We start from the raw sequence: 18,360 nt of genomic DNA, 5'->3' as shown, positions 1-18,360 counted from the left end.
TGAACAGAATCATATGAGAAAGATTTATTGTTTGTCATAACTTTATTATCAAAAGTAGAATTTTAATATAAAATTGCAATACTCGTTTTTATCTGATATGATAGCTGAAAGCACTGTATTATCTATTTGAATTTAGTTGTTAGCTAAAAGAGTAGAATAGAAAGATTGTATTATATAATATAAGTTTGGCAATCTTCTAAACATGAATTATAACAATCAAAAAATTGAAATGAAAATGAGTTACTGATGATGAAGCATCAGTAGTTATAAAGTGTATATTCCACTTACTGGTTGAATAGTTTTATAGATGATTTTATTAACTCTAAAATTTATATTGGTAGAAATAATACCATTATGAGTTAAAACAATCGAAAATTTTAAAAGCATACAAGGTTTGCAAATATTTTTTATATTTAAAGTTATACTTGAAACAGGTTGAAAAGGAATAATGGGAGAACTAACAAAACAATTGAAGATAATTTTTTACATTCTAACGAAATATTACTAGGCCTATCACTAAAACACTTTTTTTCTTTTTACAAATAGTATAATGATAATATGTCATAATAATTTTCCTCCATTAATTATAAAATATTATTTTTAAATATAATAATTAGTAAATATAATACATAATATATATTGATTTATTAAAAGTTGTAATGTTAAGTGAAAATTATTATGAAGATATTTATAATTAATATTTCATTATTTATTAATCTAATGTAAAAATATATTTTAGTATAATAAAAAAAGAAGCAAATTAATGCTTCTTTTTTTGTACTTCTTTTTACCATTGTCCAGGGTAAGCTACTATATATACTGTTATTTGTCTTCTACCAAATTGATTACATTCAGCTTCAGAATTCATAAATAAATCTATTCTGTTACCTTTAATAGCTCCACCTGTATCTGATGCTATAGCATAACCATAACCAGGAATATAAAGTTTACTTCCTAAAGGAATTACACTTGGGTCTACAGCTACTGTACTTATTCCATTTGGATTTCTAACTGTAGCAGTTCCCATAGCAGTTATTCCGTCACCTGCATATGCTGTAGCTTCCATAGAAAGTTCTTTCTTATATTGTCCACTTGATGATCCATTAGAAGAATTACCAGATGAACTGTTAGAAGAACCACTAGAAGAATTGCTAGAGGAATTTCCTTTATTGTTATTATTACTACTGCTATTATTACTTGGTGGTGCAGTATTTTCTTGTGCTATTTTTTGATTGATTAAAGCTTTTCCGTTAGAAATAGCATTATTTACTTTATTTATAACAGATTGCATAGTTATTTGAGGTAATAAATCATTTAAAGTTTGAACTGCATCTTTTAGTTGAGAAATAGATGAGTTAGAATTATTTATTACTCCAATTGGATAACTTACAAGTTGTTCTTCATTTGCAGTAATAGTAGAAGCTATACTTTGAAGTTGAGTGTTTAGACTCTCTTTTTCAGCTTTTACCTTATTTTGTTTTTGGACAACTTCTTCTAAGCTTTTTTGAGTTTGAGCATTTAAAGCTAAAACTTCATTTTTTTGTTTATTTAATCCATCAATTTCTCTTTGAACTTGGGCTTGACTACTTTTTAAGCCATTAATAAGTTGATCATCAATGGATACTATTCTTTGAACATCATATATTCTACTAATTAATTGTGAAAATCCATCTGCTTGCAATATATACACTAAATATGAAGCAGGTGAGAAAGTACCACTTTTATATATAGCACTTAATCTATCGGATAAAATATTTTGTTGCTTGTCTAATTGTTCCTTTGTATTTTGTATTTTGACTTGTGCAGTATCAATATTTTTTTGAATATTGTCCACTTTAGTCTTATTGTTTGTAATAGTGTTGTTTAATGAATTAATTTCATTATTTAAACTACGAATATTTTCATCTAAGTTTTTTATATCACTACTAATTTGATTGTATTGTACTTTATCATTATTCAAAGATTTGTTATTTAGTGTATCAGCAAAAGAAGTAAAGCTTAAGCTACAAGTAACTGTAACTATAGTGAAAAAAGATAAAAACGCTTTTTTCATGTTTCAACAACCTCCTAACATAAACCGTTGATATTTATGTATTATAACATAAGGTTATTAAGTTTTGTAACCCTTATGTAATTTTTCAGTTAATAATTTATTAATATTATACACTAAAAAGACATATTTAGTTAATTTCTTAATATTTAGAAAATTTAAAATTTTTAAAAAAGTGAATAAAAAAAATTTATATTATGCTCTATAAGCAAGATAGCTATTAGTTTAGAAAGAAAAGGGAAAAAAATCCATATATAAAAAAGAAACAAAAAGGTTACAAAATCCAAATTATTCTAAAAAGGGGTTCGATTTCAATAATTATATATAAAATATGAATTTATACATTAAATTTTAACAAATAAAATATATTTAAAATAAGTATTTTTATTTTAAAAACACTTATTTTTTGCATTAAAAAGGAATTTAATAAAATATATAGAATATATAAATTAGTGAGAGGTAGGAGAGGAATATGCAATTTATAGATGTATACATACAAAAATGCTTGGAAAATAAAAGTTATTATAGAAAAACTTCTATAAAAGCTGGATTTATATTGAGTTCTGTAATTTTTTTAATGAATATTTTTTCAAATCAAAATATTACTGCATCAATAATAGTACTTTTTATAATGTGGGGAATTTTTACTGGAGCTTGGTTTATATTTGTTAAGCAGTTAGAAAAGATTTCTAAAAGACAAGATGAAAGATTAGAAGCTGAAAAATTGCTAAAACAAAAAGCAAAAAGAGATCAAGTTAAAATGAATATGGAAAATAAGAAAAAAAAGAAAAAATCAAAATAAAAAGATGAGGAAATCCTCATCTTTTATTAAAGTCTTTTAAAAATAGAAGTACACCATTCATTAGTATTTAATTCAGATTCAACTTTAAAGCCATTGTCTAAAATGAAAGCTTTAATTTTTTCGTAACTCCAAGTAACTAAACCTGATACAAGAAGATATCCACTATCAGATAAATGATTTTTTATAAAATCCATAAACATAGTAGTTTCTTCACCACCAATATTTATATATACCCAATCATATTTAATATCATCTATTAAATTTTCGCTTAAAGCATCACCAATTTTAATTTTTATATTAGAAAGATTATTTAAGCTAGAATTTAAAGTGACTTCATCTGTTACATCTCTTATATCTAATGAAACTACTTCTTCAGCATTTTTAATAGCAGTTGCTATTGAAAGTATACCAGAACCTGTACCTATATCTAAAACTTTTTTTCCAGTAAAATCTTTTGATAATATGTAATTTAATATATCTGAAGTTGTTTCGTGTAATCCTGTTCCAAAGGCTCCTTGTGAAATAAAGTTTATTACATTTTTATTTTCAAATTCACTTGAATCAGAAGGATCACATAAAACCCAATTATTTTTCAATTCTATAGGTGGCATTTTAAAGCTTTCATAGTTATAATTAATTTCTTCCATATTAATAGGAGTTTTTCCTAATATAGAAGAAACTTTTTCTTTAAAAGCTTCTAAATCTTTAGGATCACCATTAAAAGCTACCTTTAGTATTATAGTTACATTTTCTTTTTCTAAATATCCATATCCAAATTCGTCAGTCGTTATTTCTAATGGATTTTCATAAAAAGCATCAAATATATCATTTATTTGAAGCAATTCTATTTTTTCATCTATGTTATTAGAAGAAAATTCGTATGATAAAATAAACATATAAAAATATCCTTTCCTGTATATCATTTTATAAAGATAATCGAATTACCTTTACAAAAGCTATATTATTATAAAAAACTTTTAAAGTAAAGATAGACGTTGTATAATTTTAGATGAAAAAGAAGAATACAGAAGAAAAGGAGAAAAAATGGATAGATTTAAAATAAAGATTATATTAGTGTTACTTTTTATTTTAGGTAGTATTGCTAGATTTATACCACATATGCCATTTTGGCTTAATTACCCTGGTGTATTAGTTATGCCAGTAGTTATATTTTTAGTAGTTGATGGTTATTATCATACTACATCTTTAGAAAAATATATAAAAAGATTAATGATAGGTGGGGAAATATTATTAATAGGAAATTTTATTATTTCTCTTGTATTAATGAAGGGACCAGAAGGAAGATTAAATTATAGCAATTTAAGTTCTAAATCATATGCTTATATAATAGGACTAATTATAATTGCTTTAATATTTTTAATTTTAAATTTTAAAGATAAGTGCTTAAATGATGGAATGGTAATGATTTTTATTTTTGTATTAAGTGTGGGAACTAATATAGTTTTAAGAGAAGTTAATTTTCAAATATCTATTTTAGGAAATAATATGTTTTTAGTATTAGCAGGAATACTTGTATTATTAAAAGCACTGGATGAATCTAAAAATGGTACTGATAAAAGAAGTATAATAAAAGTGCTTATAGTTTTTGCAATTTGTATTTTTACAGAAACATCAATAATAGGACCTGCATTTGCTTTTATAATTTATGAATTTAGAAACAATAAAAGAATGATTGTAACAGGACTTTTTGTATTGAGTGGATTACTTGTTCCAGGTTTTAAATTAAAGGCATTATTAGCTGCTCCACAATGGATGATGTTTTTTGGAATAATATTTATACTTCTATATAATGAAAAAGAAGGAGTAAAAATAAAGAAACCTTTCTATTTTATATATCCATTATGTTTATGGATTCCATTTATAATTGGAGCTTTAATTAGTTAACGTAACTTTTAATTAATAATAATATAAATAAAATATGGTAAAATAAAAATACATCAGATTTAGGAAGGGGATATATATATGAAAAAAATAGTTGTTTTAGATGCAAAAACTATTGGCGAGTTTGATGTTAATCTTTTAAAAGAGTTTGGAGAAGTTGTAACTTATCAAACTACTTCAAAAGATGAAACAATAGAAAGAGTAAAAAATGCTAATATAATTTTGACAAATAAAGTTGTTATTAGTAAGGAAGTTATAGATGAAGCTAAAAATTTAGAACTTATTTGTGAAATGGCAACAGGTTTTAATAATATTGATATAGCTTATGCAAAAGAAAAAGAAATTGCAGTTACTAATGTAGCAGGATATTCAACTCCAACTGTTGTACAACATACATTTGCAACTTTATTTGCATTAAATAATCAAATAGCTTATTATGATAATTTTGTAAAATCAGGAGAGTATTCAAAGTCAGGGTTATTTACAAATTTAGATAGACCATTTATTGATATTCAAAACAAGAAATGGGGAATCATAGGACTTGGAACAATTGGACGTGAAGTTGCTAAAGTGTGTGATGCATTTGGAGCAGAAGTAACGTATTTCTCAGCTTCAGGAAGAAATAATAGTGATAAATATAAAAGAGTAGATTTAGATACTATATTAAGAGAAAGTGATATTATTTCTATTCATGCACCTTTAAATGAGAAAACAGAAGGTTTAATAAATTATGAAAATCTTTCTAAAATGAAAAAAAGTGCAATACTTATAAATATGGGAAGAGGGCCTATAGTTGTTGAAGAAGATTTAGCAAAAGCTATAGATGAAAATTTAATAGCTGGTGCTGCTTTAGATGTATTTAAAGTAGAACCAATGCCTATAGATAGTCCTTTATTAAAAGTTAAAAATAAAGAAAAATTAATTTTAACTCCTCATATTGCTTGGGCTAGTGTAGAAGCAAGAGAAAGATTGTTTAATGGTATTATAGAAAATATAAAAGCTTTCTATAATGGAGAAAAGAGAAATAGAGTTGAATTATAAAAAATAACAAGGTATTTTATACCTTGTTATTTTTATAAATTTATCATTGCAAAATTTATAAAATAAGAATAAATTAAAATATATTGCTAATATACTTATTAAAAAGTATTTTAATAAATATATTTTTATATAATAAATTATAAATATAAGAAGGGGAATAAGATTTGAAATCAGGGGAAAATTGTAATATAAGATTTGCAGAAAAAGAAGATGTAGATGAACTCAGTAAAATGCTTTATGAAACAGAAAAAAATCCAACAAAAGAATGGGGAAATGGAGATTATAATAATCATATAAAAGTTTTGAGAAGATTAATGCTTGAAAAAGGTAATAGATTTTCTTATACTAATTTTAAAGTACTTAAGAAAAACAATCAATTAATAGGTTTCTTTTTAGCTTTTGAAGGAAGAAAATTAAAGTTTAAAACAATGAAATCAGATATAAAATTATGCAAAATGCAAAAATCAATAAAAGATAAAATTATTTTTATATTTGAAATGTTTAAATATTTATTTTCAAGTGAATGTTTATTTAATGAATATTACTTATCTAATATATATGTAAAAGAAGAGTATAGAGGACTTGGTTATAGTCATATATTATTAGAAGCAGTTTTAAATGATGCTGTAGAAAATAGATATCATAAAATTTCCCTCAGAGCAAATAATGAAAAATTGGTTAGTTTTTATAAATCGTTTGGATATAAATTAAAAAATGAAAAAGAACTAAAAATGATATATAAAATATAAGAAAGAAATGCACATTTATAATGTGCATTTTTTATTTATAATTTTCAATCATATTGCATAGTATGAATAGTAAGGCATTATTTGTAAAGGGGGAATGTGATTGAAAAAACTAGGAGAAAAAGATAAAAAAGAAAATGTAGATAAGGTTAAGATAGGAACAAATATACAAAATTCTCAAAATGAAGAAAATATAGATGAGAAGAAAAAAATAATTGTTTTAGGAACTATAATAGGAATCATTTTGGTAATATATTTAGGAGGCAGTCTATATTTTAAAGATAAATTTCATATTGGATTTTTAATTAATAATATAGATGTTTCGGCAAATACTACATTAGAAGCAAAAGATAAAATAGAGAATAGCTTAAAAAATTATGAGTTAACTATTGAAGGAAAAGATAAAGTTGAGAAGATAAACGCTAGTGATATAGATTTAAATTTTAATGGAGAAGAAAAATTAAATGATATTTTAAAATCACAGAATCCTTTTTCATGGATAATAAGTCTATTTGATCCATCAGCAGAGATTTTAAATAATTCAATTACATATGATAAAAATAAATTGTCTAATAAAATAGATAAATTTGTATTCTTTAAAAAAGAAAATGTAGTTGAGCCTAAAAATGCTTATTTTAAATATGAAGATGGAAGTTTTGTCATAATTGAAGAGGAACAAGGAAGTAAAGTTGACAAAAAACTTTTAATAAAAGCTATAGAAGAAGGAATTGAAAGTGGAGAAAGAACTATAAATTTAGAAGAAAAAGGTGTATATATTAAACCTAAATATGGAAAAGATTCAGAGGAAGTATTAAGGACAAAAGAAGAATTAAATAATATGTTAAATACTAATTTAAATTATAGTTTTGGAGGAAAAAATTTAAATTTAGATAAAAATGAAATAAATGATTGGTTTTCAGTAGATAAAGATATGAATATAAATATAAATAATAAAAAAGTAGCTAATTATGCATATAAAATAGCTCTCCAATATAATACTAAAGGAAAAATTAGAAGCTTTAAAACTTCTACAGGAAAAATAGTTAATGTATCTGGAGGAAATTATGGATATTCAGTTGATCAAGCTGAAGAAGTAAAAAAAATAATTTCTTCAATTAAAAAAGGTGAAAAAATTACCAGAGAGCCTGTATTTTCAGAAAAAGGAAATATATACAATGGAAATGATATTGGAAATTCATATGTAGAAATAAGCTTAGGTGGACAGCATATTTGGTTTTATAAAAATGGAAAATTGCTAGTAGATAGTGATATTGTAACAGGAAATAAGTCAAGAGGTTGGGAAACTCCAGCTGGGGTTTATAAGCTTACTTATAAACAAAAAAAAGCAGTTTTAACTGGTGAGAATTATAGAACACCAGTAGATTTCTGGATGCCTTTTAATGGTGGAATAGGACTACATGATGCAACATGGAGAAGTCAATTTGGAGGAAATATATATGTTTCAAATGGATCTCATGGGTGTGTAAATCTTCCTTATAAAGTTGCTGAAATAATATTTAATAATATTGATGGAAGCATGCCAATAGTTTGTTATTAAAAAGCTAAAAAGAATTTTATTAAAAATAAAACTCCTAAAAGAGACAAGCTTTTTTAGGAGTTTATTTTATATGTATTTTTTTATTTCTTCTATAACACCATTTTCAGTATTCTTTTTAGCAATAAATCTACCATATTTTTTCATTTCATCAGAAGCATTTTCCATGACAAAACTATAATAAGCATTCTTAAGCATTCCTACATCATTAAAGAAATCACCAAAAGCCATAGTTTCTTCAAAAGCTATATCATGTTTTTCTCTGAATAATTTAAGAGCATTTCCTTTATCTATTCCTTTATTAGTAAAGTCAACCCAAACCTCACCTGAAATTACAACACTTAGGCTTTGATCAAATTTTTCTTTAAATATAGGAAAAGAATTATATTTTGCTTTACCTAAATCTAAAATTGATATTTTAAATATTATATCATCTATTTCTGAGTAATCTTTAATTACATTTTTCTTTATATAATATTTATTTATTTCATTTAAAGCTTCCTTAGAACAAGGTTTATGATAAGATCTTTTTAATCCACAAAGAATAACAGTTATATTATCAATTTTTTCACAAGCTTCTAAAACTTCTTTTATAACTTTCTCTTCCATTTTTTCATAAGAAGTAATTTTTCCATTTTCAACTACCATTGCTCCGTTATCTGCAATATAAGTAATATCATCACTAACAGGGTCAAAGTTTTGATACAATGTATAATAAGGTCTGCCACTAGCAGCAATAAATTTAATTCCTTTATTTTTTAGCTCATAAAAAGTTTCTATGAAATCTGTAGGTAAATTTCCTTCTCCATCTAAAAGTGTTCCATCCATATCAGTTGCAATAAGTTTTATCATAAAATATCATCCTTTCTTTTACAAGAATATATTAACATAATAAAGGAGTTTTTAGTAATAATTCAAAAAAATATTTATTGACATATAAAGTTATTTATAGTATATTATGGATAAAAATAATAATAAAAGGCTATGAAAAGAAGTAGTAAAAGAAAAGATATCTTAAAGAGAGTAGAGGTATGGTGAAAGCTCTACAGATAATCATCTTTGAACTTGTCTTAGAGCTTGCATATTTATTATGTCGGAAAATTTCCGTTATTTAAATTAAGAAAAGATTTGGATGGTACCGCGAATTCGCTTCAATAGAGGAGAGATTACGTGGTTTTTTTATATATTTAAGGAGGGGAAAATGAAAAAGAAAATATATATTTTTGATACTACACTTAGAGATGGAGAACAAACACCTGGAGTAAGCTTAAATGCAAAAGAAAAATTAGAAATTGCTAAAAATCTTGAGGCATTAGGAGTTGATATTATTGAAGCTGGATTTCCTGTAACTTCAAAAGGAGATTTTGAAGGAGTAAAATTAATAGCTCAAAATATAAAAAGTTCAACTGTAAATGCTTTAGCAAGAGCAAATAAAAAAGATATTAATACAGCATATGAAGCTATAAAAGAAGCTAAAAGAAAAAGAATTCATACTTTTTTAGCTACATCAGATGTACACATGACGTATAAGCTTAAAATGACAAGAGAAGAAGTTTTAGAAAAAATAAGAGAAATGGTATCTTATGCAAAAACTTTAGTTGATGAGGTTGAATTTTCACCAGAGGATGGTTCAAGAACAGAAAAAGAGTTTTTATATAAAGTACTAGAAACTGCTATAGAAGCAGGAGCAACAGTTTTAAATATTCCTGATACAGTAGGATATTCAACTCCTAATGAATTTGGAAAATTAATAAAAGACATAAAAGAAAATGTAAATGGAATAGAAAATGCTATAGTAAGTGTCCACTGTCATAATGATTTAGGATTAGCAGTAGCTAATTCTTTAGCTGCAATTGAAAATGGAGCAGAACAAATTGAGTGTGCAGTAAATGGACTTGGAGAAAGAGCTGGGAATGCAGCATTAGAAGAAATAATAATGGCTCTTAAAACAAGAAATGATATTTATAAAATTAATTTAGATGTAAACACTGAAAAAATTTATAGATTGTCAAGCTTAGTTTCTCATTTTACAGGAGTAAAAGTACAGCCTAATAAAGCTATAGTTGGGGCAAATGCATTTGCTCATGAATCAGGAATACATCAGCATGGAGTTTTAACAAATAGAGAGACTTATGAAATAATGACTCCAGAATCAGTTGGATTTAAAACAAATAATATGGTACTTGGAAAACATTCAGGAAGACATGCATTTGAGAATAGAGTAAAAGAGCTGGGATATGATATTTTAAAAGAGGATATACAAGAAGCATTCATTAAATTTAAAGAATTAGTTGACAAGAAAAAAGAAATTTCAGATAAAGATATAGAAGCAATTTTAAATCATGGAAGAATAGAGCTAGAAGAAAAATATAAATTAAAATCTTTTAATGTAAGTACAGGAAATAAAATAACTTCTACAGCTACAGTAAGTTTAGAAATCGATGGACAAGTAAAAGAAGAAGCAGCATGTGGAGATGGACCTGTAAATGCTTTATATAATGCTATTGAGAGATTATTAGGTAGCAATAGAGAAATTAAAGATTATAATATAAGCGCTATAACAAGTGGAGCTGATGCATTAGGAGAGGTTTCAATAAAATTGGAATCTAAAGATAAAATAGTTATAGGAAGAGGAGTAAGTACAGATGTTATAGAAGCGAGTGTACTTGCATATATAAATGCTCTAAATAAAGAATAAAAAACTTGATTTATTAAAATTATTTTATTATAATGTTAACAACTTAATATGTTCGGACGAAGGTAGTGGGAGAGAGAATACATTTAGTATTCCACCGAAGATGGTAATCTTTCAGGTAAAAGGACCGCTACTGGACGAGCCTCTGGAGAGACTCTATTAAGGAGCACCGAAGGAGCAAGATACATTTATTTATTTGTATCCAAACTCTCAGGTAAAAGGACAGGGGATTTATAGCAAATATTTTATTTGTTATATAATCTCCTCCCAAAAATTTATTTTTAGGAGGATTTTTTTTATGAAAGAATTTTTAACAGCGGTGGATAATCTAGTTTGGGGACCACCATTATTAATCATGTTAGTAGGAACAGGAATTTATCTTACATTTAAATTAGGTTTTCTGCAAATAACTAAATTAAAACTTGCATTAAAATTTGTATTTTCAAAAGATGATGAAACAAATGAAAAAGGAGATATATCAAGTTTTGGAGCTCTATGTACTGCACTTTCTGCAACAATTGGAACAGGAAATATAGTAGGAGTTGCAACTGCGATAAAAGCTGGTGGTCCAGGAGCACTTTTTTGGATGTGGATTGCAGCATTTTTCGGTATGGCAACAAAATATGCAGAAGGCTTACTAGCAATAAAATATAGAGAATTTGATAACAATGGAGAAGTTTGTGGTGGACCAATGTATTATATACAAAATGGTCTTAATAATAAATGGCTTGCTAAAATATTTGCACTTTTTGGAGTATTAGTCTCTTTATTTGGAATAGGAACATTTGCACAAGTAAATTCTATTTCAGAAGCAATGAAAACTGGATTTAACATCCCAATAATAATAACAGCTATAATAGTTACAACTCTTGTTGCATTAGTTACATTAGGAGGAATAAAAAGAATTTCTAATGTATCAGAAAAAGTAGTTCCTTTTATGGCAGGATTATATATAGTAGGAGTTATAATAGTAATATTATTTAATTTAGGACAAGTACCAGAAGCTATTAGTTTAATAATAAGAAGTGCTTTTAATCCAGAAGCAGCTCTAGGAGGAGCTTTTGGAGTTACATTTATAATAGCAATGCAGAGAGGCGTAAGTAGAGGTGTTTTTTCAAATGAGTCAGGGCTTGGAAGTGCACCTATAGCAGCAGCTGCTGCAAAAACAAAAGAGCCAGCTAAACAAGGACTTATATCTATGACAGGAACATTTTTTGATACAATTATAATTTGTTCAATGACAGGAATAGTAATTGTTTTAACAGGGATGTATACATCACATTTAGATGGAGCTTCACTTACAACAGCAGCATTTGAAATTGGATTTCCAATAGCTATGATAGGTAAGTATATAGTTAATATAGGATTAGTATTTTTCGCATTTACAACTATCTTAGGATGGAATTATTATGGAGAAAAATGTATAGGATATATTGCTGGAGAAAGAGCAATTAAACCTTTTAAAATATTTTATATATTTTTAGTATTCATAGGTTCATTCTTATCTTTAGACATAATATTTATTTCAGCAGATATAGTAAATGGACTTATGGCTATACCAAATCTTATAGCTATTATAGGACTTAGAAAAGTTATTTTTAGTGAAACAAATTTATATTTTAATAGTTTAAAACAAAAAAGCTGTACTTAATTTATGTAAGCACAGTTGTTTAGAGACTTGTCTAAATAGAGAGTTTAGATAAGTCTTTATTTATATAGATATCATGTACATTATTTGAAAAAATTAGATCCCAATTTATATTTTTTATTAAATAGTCTCTTCCAAGTGGAATAATATTGGAATTTCTATATTCTAAATATGGCTCAGAAGATAAATTGTGTATATATAAAATAGTTTCTAAAGTTAATTTAGTTATCAATGCTTCACGATAAACTTTTTCGTATTCAGTAAAATTCAAGTTATTTAATAGAGCATGTCCAACATGAAATGAAATAGTTGATTCATTTAATAAATATTGGGCATATTTAGAAGATAATGAATTTTGAGCATCTTTTGATAAAGAATAAAATTTATTATCAATTATTCCATTTGATGATACATTTATAGACGATAGAATTAATAAATGCATAGAAGCTTTATAATAATTTAGAGCTTCTTCTTTTTTATTTTCAAGAAAATAAATATCACCTATAAGTGTATAAGTATCATGCAATTCAGAATTAATTGCTAAAGATTTTGATAGAGCAAGCTTTGCCTTAGATAAATTATTTCTTTTAATCATATCTAAAGCAAACTTTCTAAGTACTAAAGGATTTTTAATAAAATAACCTCCATAATCAGTTGTAAAGCATAATAGAATTATAACGCTTGAAAACATTTACATTAATAACTCTAATAGGTAATGTTGAATTTTTTTAATGTGCCATCTAGTGGAATTTCATTTATAGAATAATCATTTATATTTATAAACCTATTTCCTTTTTTTACATCTTTTAAAAATAATTTTATATCATCTAAATTACCTTGAACAATTACTTCTACACTTCCATTATCTAAATTTTTAGCACTTCCTAGAAGAGAATATTTCAAAGCATTCATTTGACAAAAATATCTAAATCCTACACCTTGGACTTTTCCAGTAAAATTTATAATATATCTTTTCAATATAATCACCTCATAATTTTTTTATTATTATAACATAAAAGTTGCATGAAAACAGTTACGGAATTATAATATATAATATAATGAAAAAAAAGTAATAGGAGAAAAAATATGGAAAGAAGTCTAGTTTTAATTAAGCCAGATGGGGTAGAAAAAAAGGTAATAGGGAAGATAATAAGCCTTTATGAAGAGAACGGATTGAATATTTCAAATTTAAAATTGATGAAAGCAGATATAAGTATTGCTAAGGAACATTATTCTGAACATAAGGGCAAGCCTTTCTTTGAAAATTTAGTAAATTTTATAACTAGAAGTCCACTTTGTGCAATGATTTTAGAAGGAGAAGATGCAATAAAGAGAGTAAGAGAATTAAATGGTTCGACAAATCCTTTAGAGGCTAAAGAAGGAACTATAAGAAATCTTTATGGAAATAGTATAAGAGAAAATTGTGTTCATAGTTCTGATTCTAATGAAAGTGCTGAGAGAGAAATAAATATTTGGTTTAAATAAGAAAAATCCAAGGATATAACCCTTGGATTTTTTTATGATTTTAATTTTATCCATTCTTCATCATAAAGATCAAGTGTTTTTTGATTTAAATCAGTATATATTTGACAATTTTTTAGTTCAGCTTCTGAAGGGTATTCTTTCTTTATATCTTCAGGAAGCATTTCATACGTTTCAGGAATAGGTGTTTGATATCCTATATATTCAACATTTGTAAGAGCATTTTCTGGATTACATAAAAAGTTTATAAACATTTCAGCTTCTTTTTTATGTTTAGCTCCTTTAGGTATACATAAAGCATCAAACCATTCATTAGAACCTTCTTTTGGGATAACATATTTTATATCTGGGTCTTCGCTCATCATATAAGCTGCATCTCCAGACCAAACAGGAGCTATAGTAGCTTCTCCAGATAAAAGAGCATCTTTAACTTCATCAACAAAATATGCTAATACAAGTGGTTTTTGCTTACGTAAAAGTTCCCCAGCTTCTTTTATTTGTTCAGGATTAGTTGAATTCATTGAATATCCTAAAGTTTTTAAAGCAATAGCCATAGAATCACGCATAGAATCAAACATAACTATTTGATCTTTATATTTAGGATTCCAAAGATCTTTCCAACTAGTTATAGGACCTTTAATATATTTAGAATTATAAGCAATTCCTATAGTACCCCACATATATGGAACAGAGTATTCATCAGTAGGATCATAAGATAAATGTTTAAATTGTTTTCCTATGTATTTATAATTAAGAATATTATTAAAATCTATTTTTTCTAAAAGTCCTTGTTTAATCATTTTTTCAACCATATAATCTGATGGAACAACTATATCATAATCACTAGATCCACTTTTTACTTTAGCATACATAGTTTCATTTGTATCATAAGTATTGTAATTAACTTTAATTCCTGTTTCTTTTTCAAATTTAGTTATAAGAGATGGATCAATATAATCTCCCCAATTATAAACATTTAATACTTTGCCATCAGTTTTATTATCTTCTTTATTTTTTATATAACCTATAAAAAGACCAATACAGATTAAAGAGATAATACATATGGCACTAATAACCTTTAATTTTTTCATTTGAATCACCTCTAGAGTTAGTCTTTTTATTTACTATTAATAAAAGTGTAAGTACAGTAGCAAACATTAAAGTTGAAAGGGCATTAATTTGAGGATTAATACCTTTTCTAGCCATTGAATAAATTTCAATAGAAAGATTTGTTACTCCAGGACCAGTAGTAAAGAATGATATAACAAAATCATCAATTGACATAGTAAATGCCATTAAAAGTCCTGCAACTATACCAGGTTTAATTTGCGGAATTATAACCTTTCTAAGGGCATAAAAATGAGTTGCACCTAAATCCATAGCAGCTTCTATTGTATTATCAGGAAGTTGACTTAATTTTGGAAGAACACAAAGTATAACATAAGGAATATCAAAAACTATATGAGCTATAAGCATTGTATTAAAACCAAAATTAAATTTTAAAAATATAAAAAGACTCATAAGAGCAATACCAGTAACAATATCAGGATTTAATATTGGTAGATTATTTACATTAAGAAGAAGAGATTTTCTTTTTCCTCTCATATAATAAATACCAATTGCTGAAATAGTACCAATTATAGTTGCTATTATAGAAGCAACTATAGCAATTAAAACTGTATAATAAAGTGCCTCTAAAAGAGTATCATTTTGAAATAAAGATTTATACCAATCTAATGTAAATCCTGTCCATCTTGCCATACTTTTAGATTCATTAAAAGAGAAAACTATAAGTGTAACAATGGGAGCATATAAGAATATAAAAATTATAGCAAGATAAAATTTCTTGAAAAAATCTACAAATTTGTTTACCATAGCTTTCCTCCTCCTTTAATACTATCTCCACTGAATTTTGCCATAAATGCCATAGAGATAAGGATTAAAATCATTAATATAATTGCAATTGATGAACCAAAATTCCAGTTGTTTATAGAAGTGAATTGTTGTTCAATAACATTACCTATAAGCATAGTTTTTCCACCACCTAAAAGTTTAGAAATAACGAAAGTAGAAACTGCTGGCATAAACACCATAGTTATACCTGAAACTACTCCAGGAATACTTAAAGGAAAAATAATTTTAGTAAACACTTCTTTATCATTTGCACCTAAATCTTTGGCAGCATTTATTAAATCATTATCTATTTTAGATAATACTGTATAAATAGGAAGTATCATAAAAGGTAGGAAGTTATAAACCATACCTAAAAGAATAGTCCCATTTCTATATAAAAATTGTATTGGTTCAATTCCAAAAAGACCTAAAAAGTTATTAACAACTCCATATTTACCTAGTATAGGAATCCAAGCATATGTTCTTAATAAAAAGTTCATCCACATAGGAAGAATGAAAAGCATAATGTAAAGATTTCTTCTTTTTATATTCATTTTAGAAATTATATATGCAATTGGAAATCCAATAATAAGACATATAATAGTTGATATTACTGCTAAAAATAATGATTTTAAAAATATAGCAATATACTGCTCCTGAAACATTCTAGTAAAGTTTTGAAGAGAAAATTGATATCCATCAGGAGTTGAAACAGTTACACTAAAAAATAAAATTATAAGTAGTGGAACCACAATAAATAAAGCACTCCATATAGCATAAGGAGTAGCTATAAGACTAAATTTATTTTTGCTTTTACTCATAGCTTATCTTACCTTTCTCATTACATGAATATCTTCAGGATTTAACATAAGTCCAATAGTTGAACCTATAGGAGCAGATTTTGTATTATGTATAATCCATTTATAATCAGAATCTTCTAATTTAACTTCTATTTCATAATGAACTCCTTTAAATATAACTGATAAAACAGTTCCTTTTAAAACATTATCAGAAGGAGGAACCATTTGGATATCTTCAGGTCTTATAACTACATCAACTTGTTCATTTTTACCAAAATCTTTATCAAGAGTTTCAAAAACTCTTCCACAGAATTCTGTTTTAAAATCATCTAGCATAATACCATCTACAATGTTACTTTCTCCAATGAAATCAGCTACAAAAGCATTAGCAGGTTCATTATATATATCTTGAGGTGTACCCATTTGTTGAATTACACCTTTATTCATAACAACAATAGTATCTGACATTGTTAAAGCTTCTTCTTGATCATGAGTTACAAATATAAATGTAATTCCAAGTCTTTGTTGTATTTTTTTTAATTCGATTTGCATTTCTTTTCTAAGTTTTAAATCAAGAGCACCTAAAGGTTCATCTAAAAGTAAAACTTCAGGTTCATTAACAAGTGCACGAGCAATAGCAACTCTTTGTTGTTGTCCACCACTAAGAGATTCTATACGTCTTTTTTCAAAACCTGATAAAGCAACAAGTTTAAGCATTTCAGTTACTTTTTCTTTTATTTGTTCTTTAGGAACATTTTTAATTTTTAACCCAAAAGCAATATTTTCAAAAACATTCATATGTGGGAAAAGAGCATATTTTTGAAAAACTGTATTAACAGGTCTTTTATGAGGTGGAATTGTTGATAAATCTTTATTTCCAAACATAACAGACCCACTATCTGGATTTTCAAATCCAGCAATTATTTTTAAAGTAGTTGTTTTACCACATCCACTTGGTCCTAAAAGAGTTAAAAATTCATTTTTCTTTATATTAAGATTTAAATTATCTAATACTACATTATCTTCATATTTTTTGTTAATACCTTTAATTTCTAAAATGTTATCACTCATGAAAACACCTCTTTCTAATAATACTTATTAAAATGATGGGGGAGTAACCACCCAAACTACTTTAGCTAAAGTTTTACCTTCATTAGATATCCAATGGTTCCACTTAGGCTTAAAATAAAATGTCTCACCTTTTTTCACTTTATAGCTTGTATCACCAAGATGGAGAATTATAGTACCATTTAAAACAAGTCCGAATTCTTCACCTTCGTGAGGTTCTTCTTCTATGTATCTTCCACCTGGATATATAGTTAGCATTATTGGCTCCATATCATTTTTTTGAGCATTAGGAACTAACCATTTTAAATTATATTTAAGATTATCATCCTCTGTTTCAAACATGTCTTCATGTGAATATGTAACTTTTTCTTTTGTTTTTTCACTAAAGAATTCATTTAAATTTGTACCTAAAATCTCTAATATATCTACAAGAGTGGCAATTGAAGGAGAAGTAAGGTCATTTTCAACTTGAGATATAAATCCTTTTGAAAGTTCACATCTATTAGCAAGTTCTTCTTGTGTTAAACCTTTTGCTACCCTAAGACTTCTTATTTTTTCTCCAATATCCAAAATAACACCAGCTTTCTTTTAAATAATTTGTTTAATAATTATAAAATTTAAGTTTTACTAAACATAAAGTTTATGATTACTAAACAAACAAAACTTATTATAAATTTT

General features: G+C 26.0%; 18 protein-coding genes and 2 riboswitches. Of the genes, 8 read left to right on the top strand and 10 right to left on the bottom strand.

Translation table 11 applies throughout. The features are described 5' to 3' along the window. Positions 1–787: 787 nt before the first annotated feature. Entirely contained in the window at positions 788–2,053 is a 1,266-nt protein-coding gene (locus HMPREF1092_RS17490) for a 3D domain-containing protein (protein ID WP_002597920.1), read from the bottom strand. A 469-nt stretch (positions 2,054–2,522) separates the two neighbouring features. Here HMPREF1092_RS17490 and HMPREF1092_RS06865 point away from each other — a divergent pair, with 469 nt between their 5' ends. Next, positions 2,523–2,852 carry a hypothetical protein gene (locus HMPREF1092_RS06865; RefSeq protein ID WP_002597919.1) on the top strand — a complete coding sequence of 110 codons (330 nt, stop codon included), beginning with the start codon at positions 2,523–2,525 and terminating at the stop codon, positions 2,850–2,852. A 26-nt stretch (positions 2,853–2,878) separates the two neighbouring features. Here HMPREF1092_RS06865 and HMPREF1092_RS06860 read toward each other — a convergent pair whose 3' ends face one another. After that, positions 2,879–3,748, bottom strand: a complete 870-nt coding sequence (locus tag HMPREF1092_RS06860; RefSeq protein WP_002597918.1) for a 50S ribosomal protein L11 methyltransferase — start codon at positions 3,746–3,748, stop codon at positions 2,879–2,881. A 148-nt stretch (positions 3,749–3,896) separates the two neighbouring features. On the opposite strand from HMPREF1092_RS06860, the gene HMPREF1092_RS06855 reads away from it, so the two are divergent. The 4 genes from HMPREF1092_RS06855 to HMPREF1092_RS06840 all read left to right on the top strand — a co-directional run bounded on the left by HMPREF1092_RS06855 (position 3,897) and on the right by HMPREF1092_RS06840 (position 8,099). After that, on the top strand, positions 3,897–4,757 hold the full coding sequence (locus tag HMPREF1092_RS06855) for a TraX family protein (protein ID WP_002597917.1): 861 nt from the start codon (positions 3,897–3,899) through the stop codon (positions 4,755–4,757). 78 nt (positions 4,758–4,835) lie between these two features. After that, complete coding sequence (locus HMPREF1092_RS06850) at positions 4,836–5,795, top strand: D-2-hydroxyacid dehydrogenase (RefSeq protein WP_002597916.1); 960 nt, start codon at positions 4,836–4,838, stop codon at positions 5,793–5,795. Positions 5,796–5,959: 164 nt separating this feature from the next. Beyond that, positions 5,960–6,544 carry a GNAT family N-acetyltransferase gene (locus HMPREF1092_RS06845; RefSeq protein ID WP_002597915.1) on the top strand — a complete coding sequence of 195 codons (585 nt, stop codon included), beginning with the start codon at positions 5,960–5,962 and terminating at the stop codon, positions 6,542–6,544. A gap of 100 nt (positions 6,545–6,644) precedes the next feature. Then, complete coding sequence (locus HMPREF1092_RS06840) at positions 6,645–8,099, top strand: L,D-transpeptidase family protein (RefSeq protein ID WP_002597914.1); 1,455 nt, start codon at positions 6,645–6,647, stop codon at positions 8,097–8,099. 66 nt (positions 8,100–8,165) lie between these two features. On the opposite strand, the gene HMPREF1092_RS06835 is transcribed toward HMPREF1092_RS06840, so the two are convergent. Beyond that, complete coding sequence (locus HMPREF1092_RS06835; RefSeq protein WP_002597913.1) at positions 8,166–8,948, bottom strand: HAD family hydrolase; 783 nt, start codon at positions 8,946–8,948, stop codon at positions 8,166–8,168. Between the two features lie 349 nt (positions 8,949–9,297). On the opposite strand from HMPREF1092_RS06835, the gene HMPREF1092_RS06830 reads away from it, so the two are divergent. Both HMPREF1092_RS06830 and HMPREF1092_RS06825 read left to right on the top strand, forming a co-directional pair. Next, entirely contained in the window at positions 9,298–10,794 is a 1,497-nt protein-coding gene (locus HMPREF1092_RS06830) for a 2-isopropylmalate synthase (protein ID WP_002597912.1), read from the top strand. A gap of 56 nt (positions 10,795–10,850) precedes the next feature. Beyond that, positions 10,851–10,931, top strand: a riboswitch (glycine riboswitch). Between the two features lie 2 nt (positions 10,932–10,933). Next, positions 10,934–11,020: riboswitch (glycine riboswitch) on the top strand. A 69-nt stretch (positions 11,021–11,089) separates the two neighbouring features. Continuing rightward, positions 11,090–12,442 carry an alanine/glycine:cation symporter family protein gene (locus HMPREF1092_RS06825; RefSeq protein WP_002597911.1) on the top strand — a complete coding sequence of 451 codons (1,353 nt, stop codon included), beginning with the start codon at positions 11,090–11,092 and terminating at the stop codon, positions 12,440–12,442. A gap of 31 nt (positions 12,443–12,473) precedes the next feature. Here HMPREF1092_RS06825 and HMPREF1092_RS06820 read toward each other — a convergent pair whose 3' ends face one another. Together HMPREF1092_RS06820 and HMPREF1092_RS06815 are read right to left on the bottom strand one after the other, a co-directional pair. Next, a complete protein-coding gene (locus HMPREF1092_RS06820) occupies positions 12,474–13,130 on the bottom strand; it encodes a tetratricopeptide repeat protein (RefSeq protein WP_002597910.1) in 657 nt (218 codons plus the stop codon). 14 nt (positions 13,131–13,144) lie between these two features. Next, positions 13,145–13,426 carry an acylphosphatase gene (locus HMPREF1092_RS06815; RefSeq protein ID WP_423219188.1) on the bottom strand — a complete coding sequence of 94 codons (282 nt, stop codon included), beginning with the start codon at positions 13,424–13,426 and terminating at the stop codon, positions 13,145–13,147. 99 nt (positions 13,427–13,525) lie between these two features. Here HMPREF1092_RS06815 and ndk point away from each other — a divergent pair, with 99 nt between their 5' ends. After that, a complete protein-coding gene (ndk, locus tag HMPREF1092_RS06810) occupies positions 13,526–13,924 on the top strand; it encodes a nucleoside-diphosphate kinase (protein WP_002597908.1) in 399 nt (132 codons plus the stop codon). A 32-nt stretch (positions 13,925–13,956) separates the two neighbouring features. On the opposite strand, the gene HMPREF1092_RS06805 is transcribed toward ndk, so the two are convergent. Genes HMPREF1092_RS06805 through HMPREF1092_RS06785 form a run of 5 tightly spaced genes read right to left on the bottom strand, consistent with a single transcriptional unit; the run spans position 13,957 to position 18,252 of the window. Further along, entirely contained in the window at positions 13,957–15,012 is a 1,056-nt protein-coding gene (locus HMPREF1092_RS06805; protein WP_002597907.1) for an ABC transporter substrate-binding protein, read from the bottom strand. Next, on the bottom strand, positions 14,990–15,796 hold the full coding sequence (locus tag HMPREF1092_RS06800; RefSeq protein WP_002597906.1) for an ABC transporter permease: 807 nt from the start codon (positions 15,794–15,796) through the stop codon (positions 14,990–14,992). The genes HMPREF1092_RS06805 and HMPREF1092_RS06800 overlap by 23 nt, the downstream gene beginning before the upstream one ends. Continuing rightward, complete coding sequence (locus tag HMPREF1092_RS06795) at positions 15,790–16,635, bottom strand: ABC transporter permease (protein ID WP_002597905.1); 846 nt, start codon at positions 16,633–16,635, stop codon at positions 15,790–15,792. The genes HMPREF1092_RS06800 and HMPREF1092_RS06795 overlap by 7 nt, the downstream gene beginning before the upstream one ends. Before the next feature lie 3 nt (positions 16,636–16,638). Next, positions 16,639–17,685, bottom strand: a complete 1,047-nt coding sequence (gene potA / locus HMPREF1092_RS06790) for a spermidine/putrescine ABC transporter ATP-binding protein (RefSeq protein WP_002597904.1) — start codon at positions 17,683–17,685, stop codon at positions 16,639–16,641. Positions 17,686–17,712: 27 nt separating this feature from the next. After that, positions 17,713–18,252 carry a helix-turn-helix domain-containing protein gene (locus HMPREF1092_RS06785; RefSeq protein ID WP_002597903.1) on the bottom strand — a complete coding sequence of 180 codons (540 nt, stop codon included), beginning with the start codon at positions 18,250–18,252 and terminating at the stop codon, positions 17,713–17,715. Positions 18,253–18,360: the final 108 nt, after the last annotated feature.

This window comes from Clostridium thermobutyricum (assembly GCF_000371465.1).
Classification (GTDB): Bacteria; Bacillota; Clostridia; order Clostridiales; family Clostridiaceae; genus Clostridium; species Clostridium thermobutyricum.
Note: the sequence above shows the minus strand (reverse complement) of the source record. Positions and strands in the feature narration are given on the sequence as shown.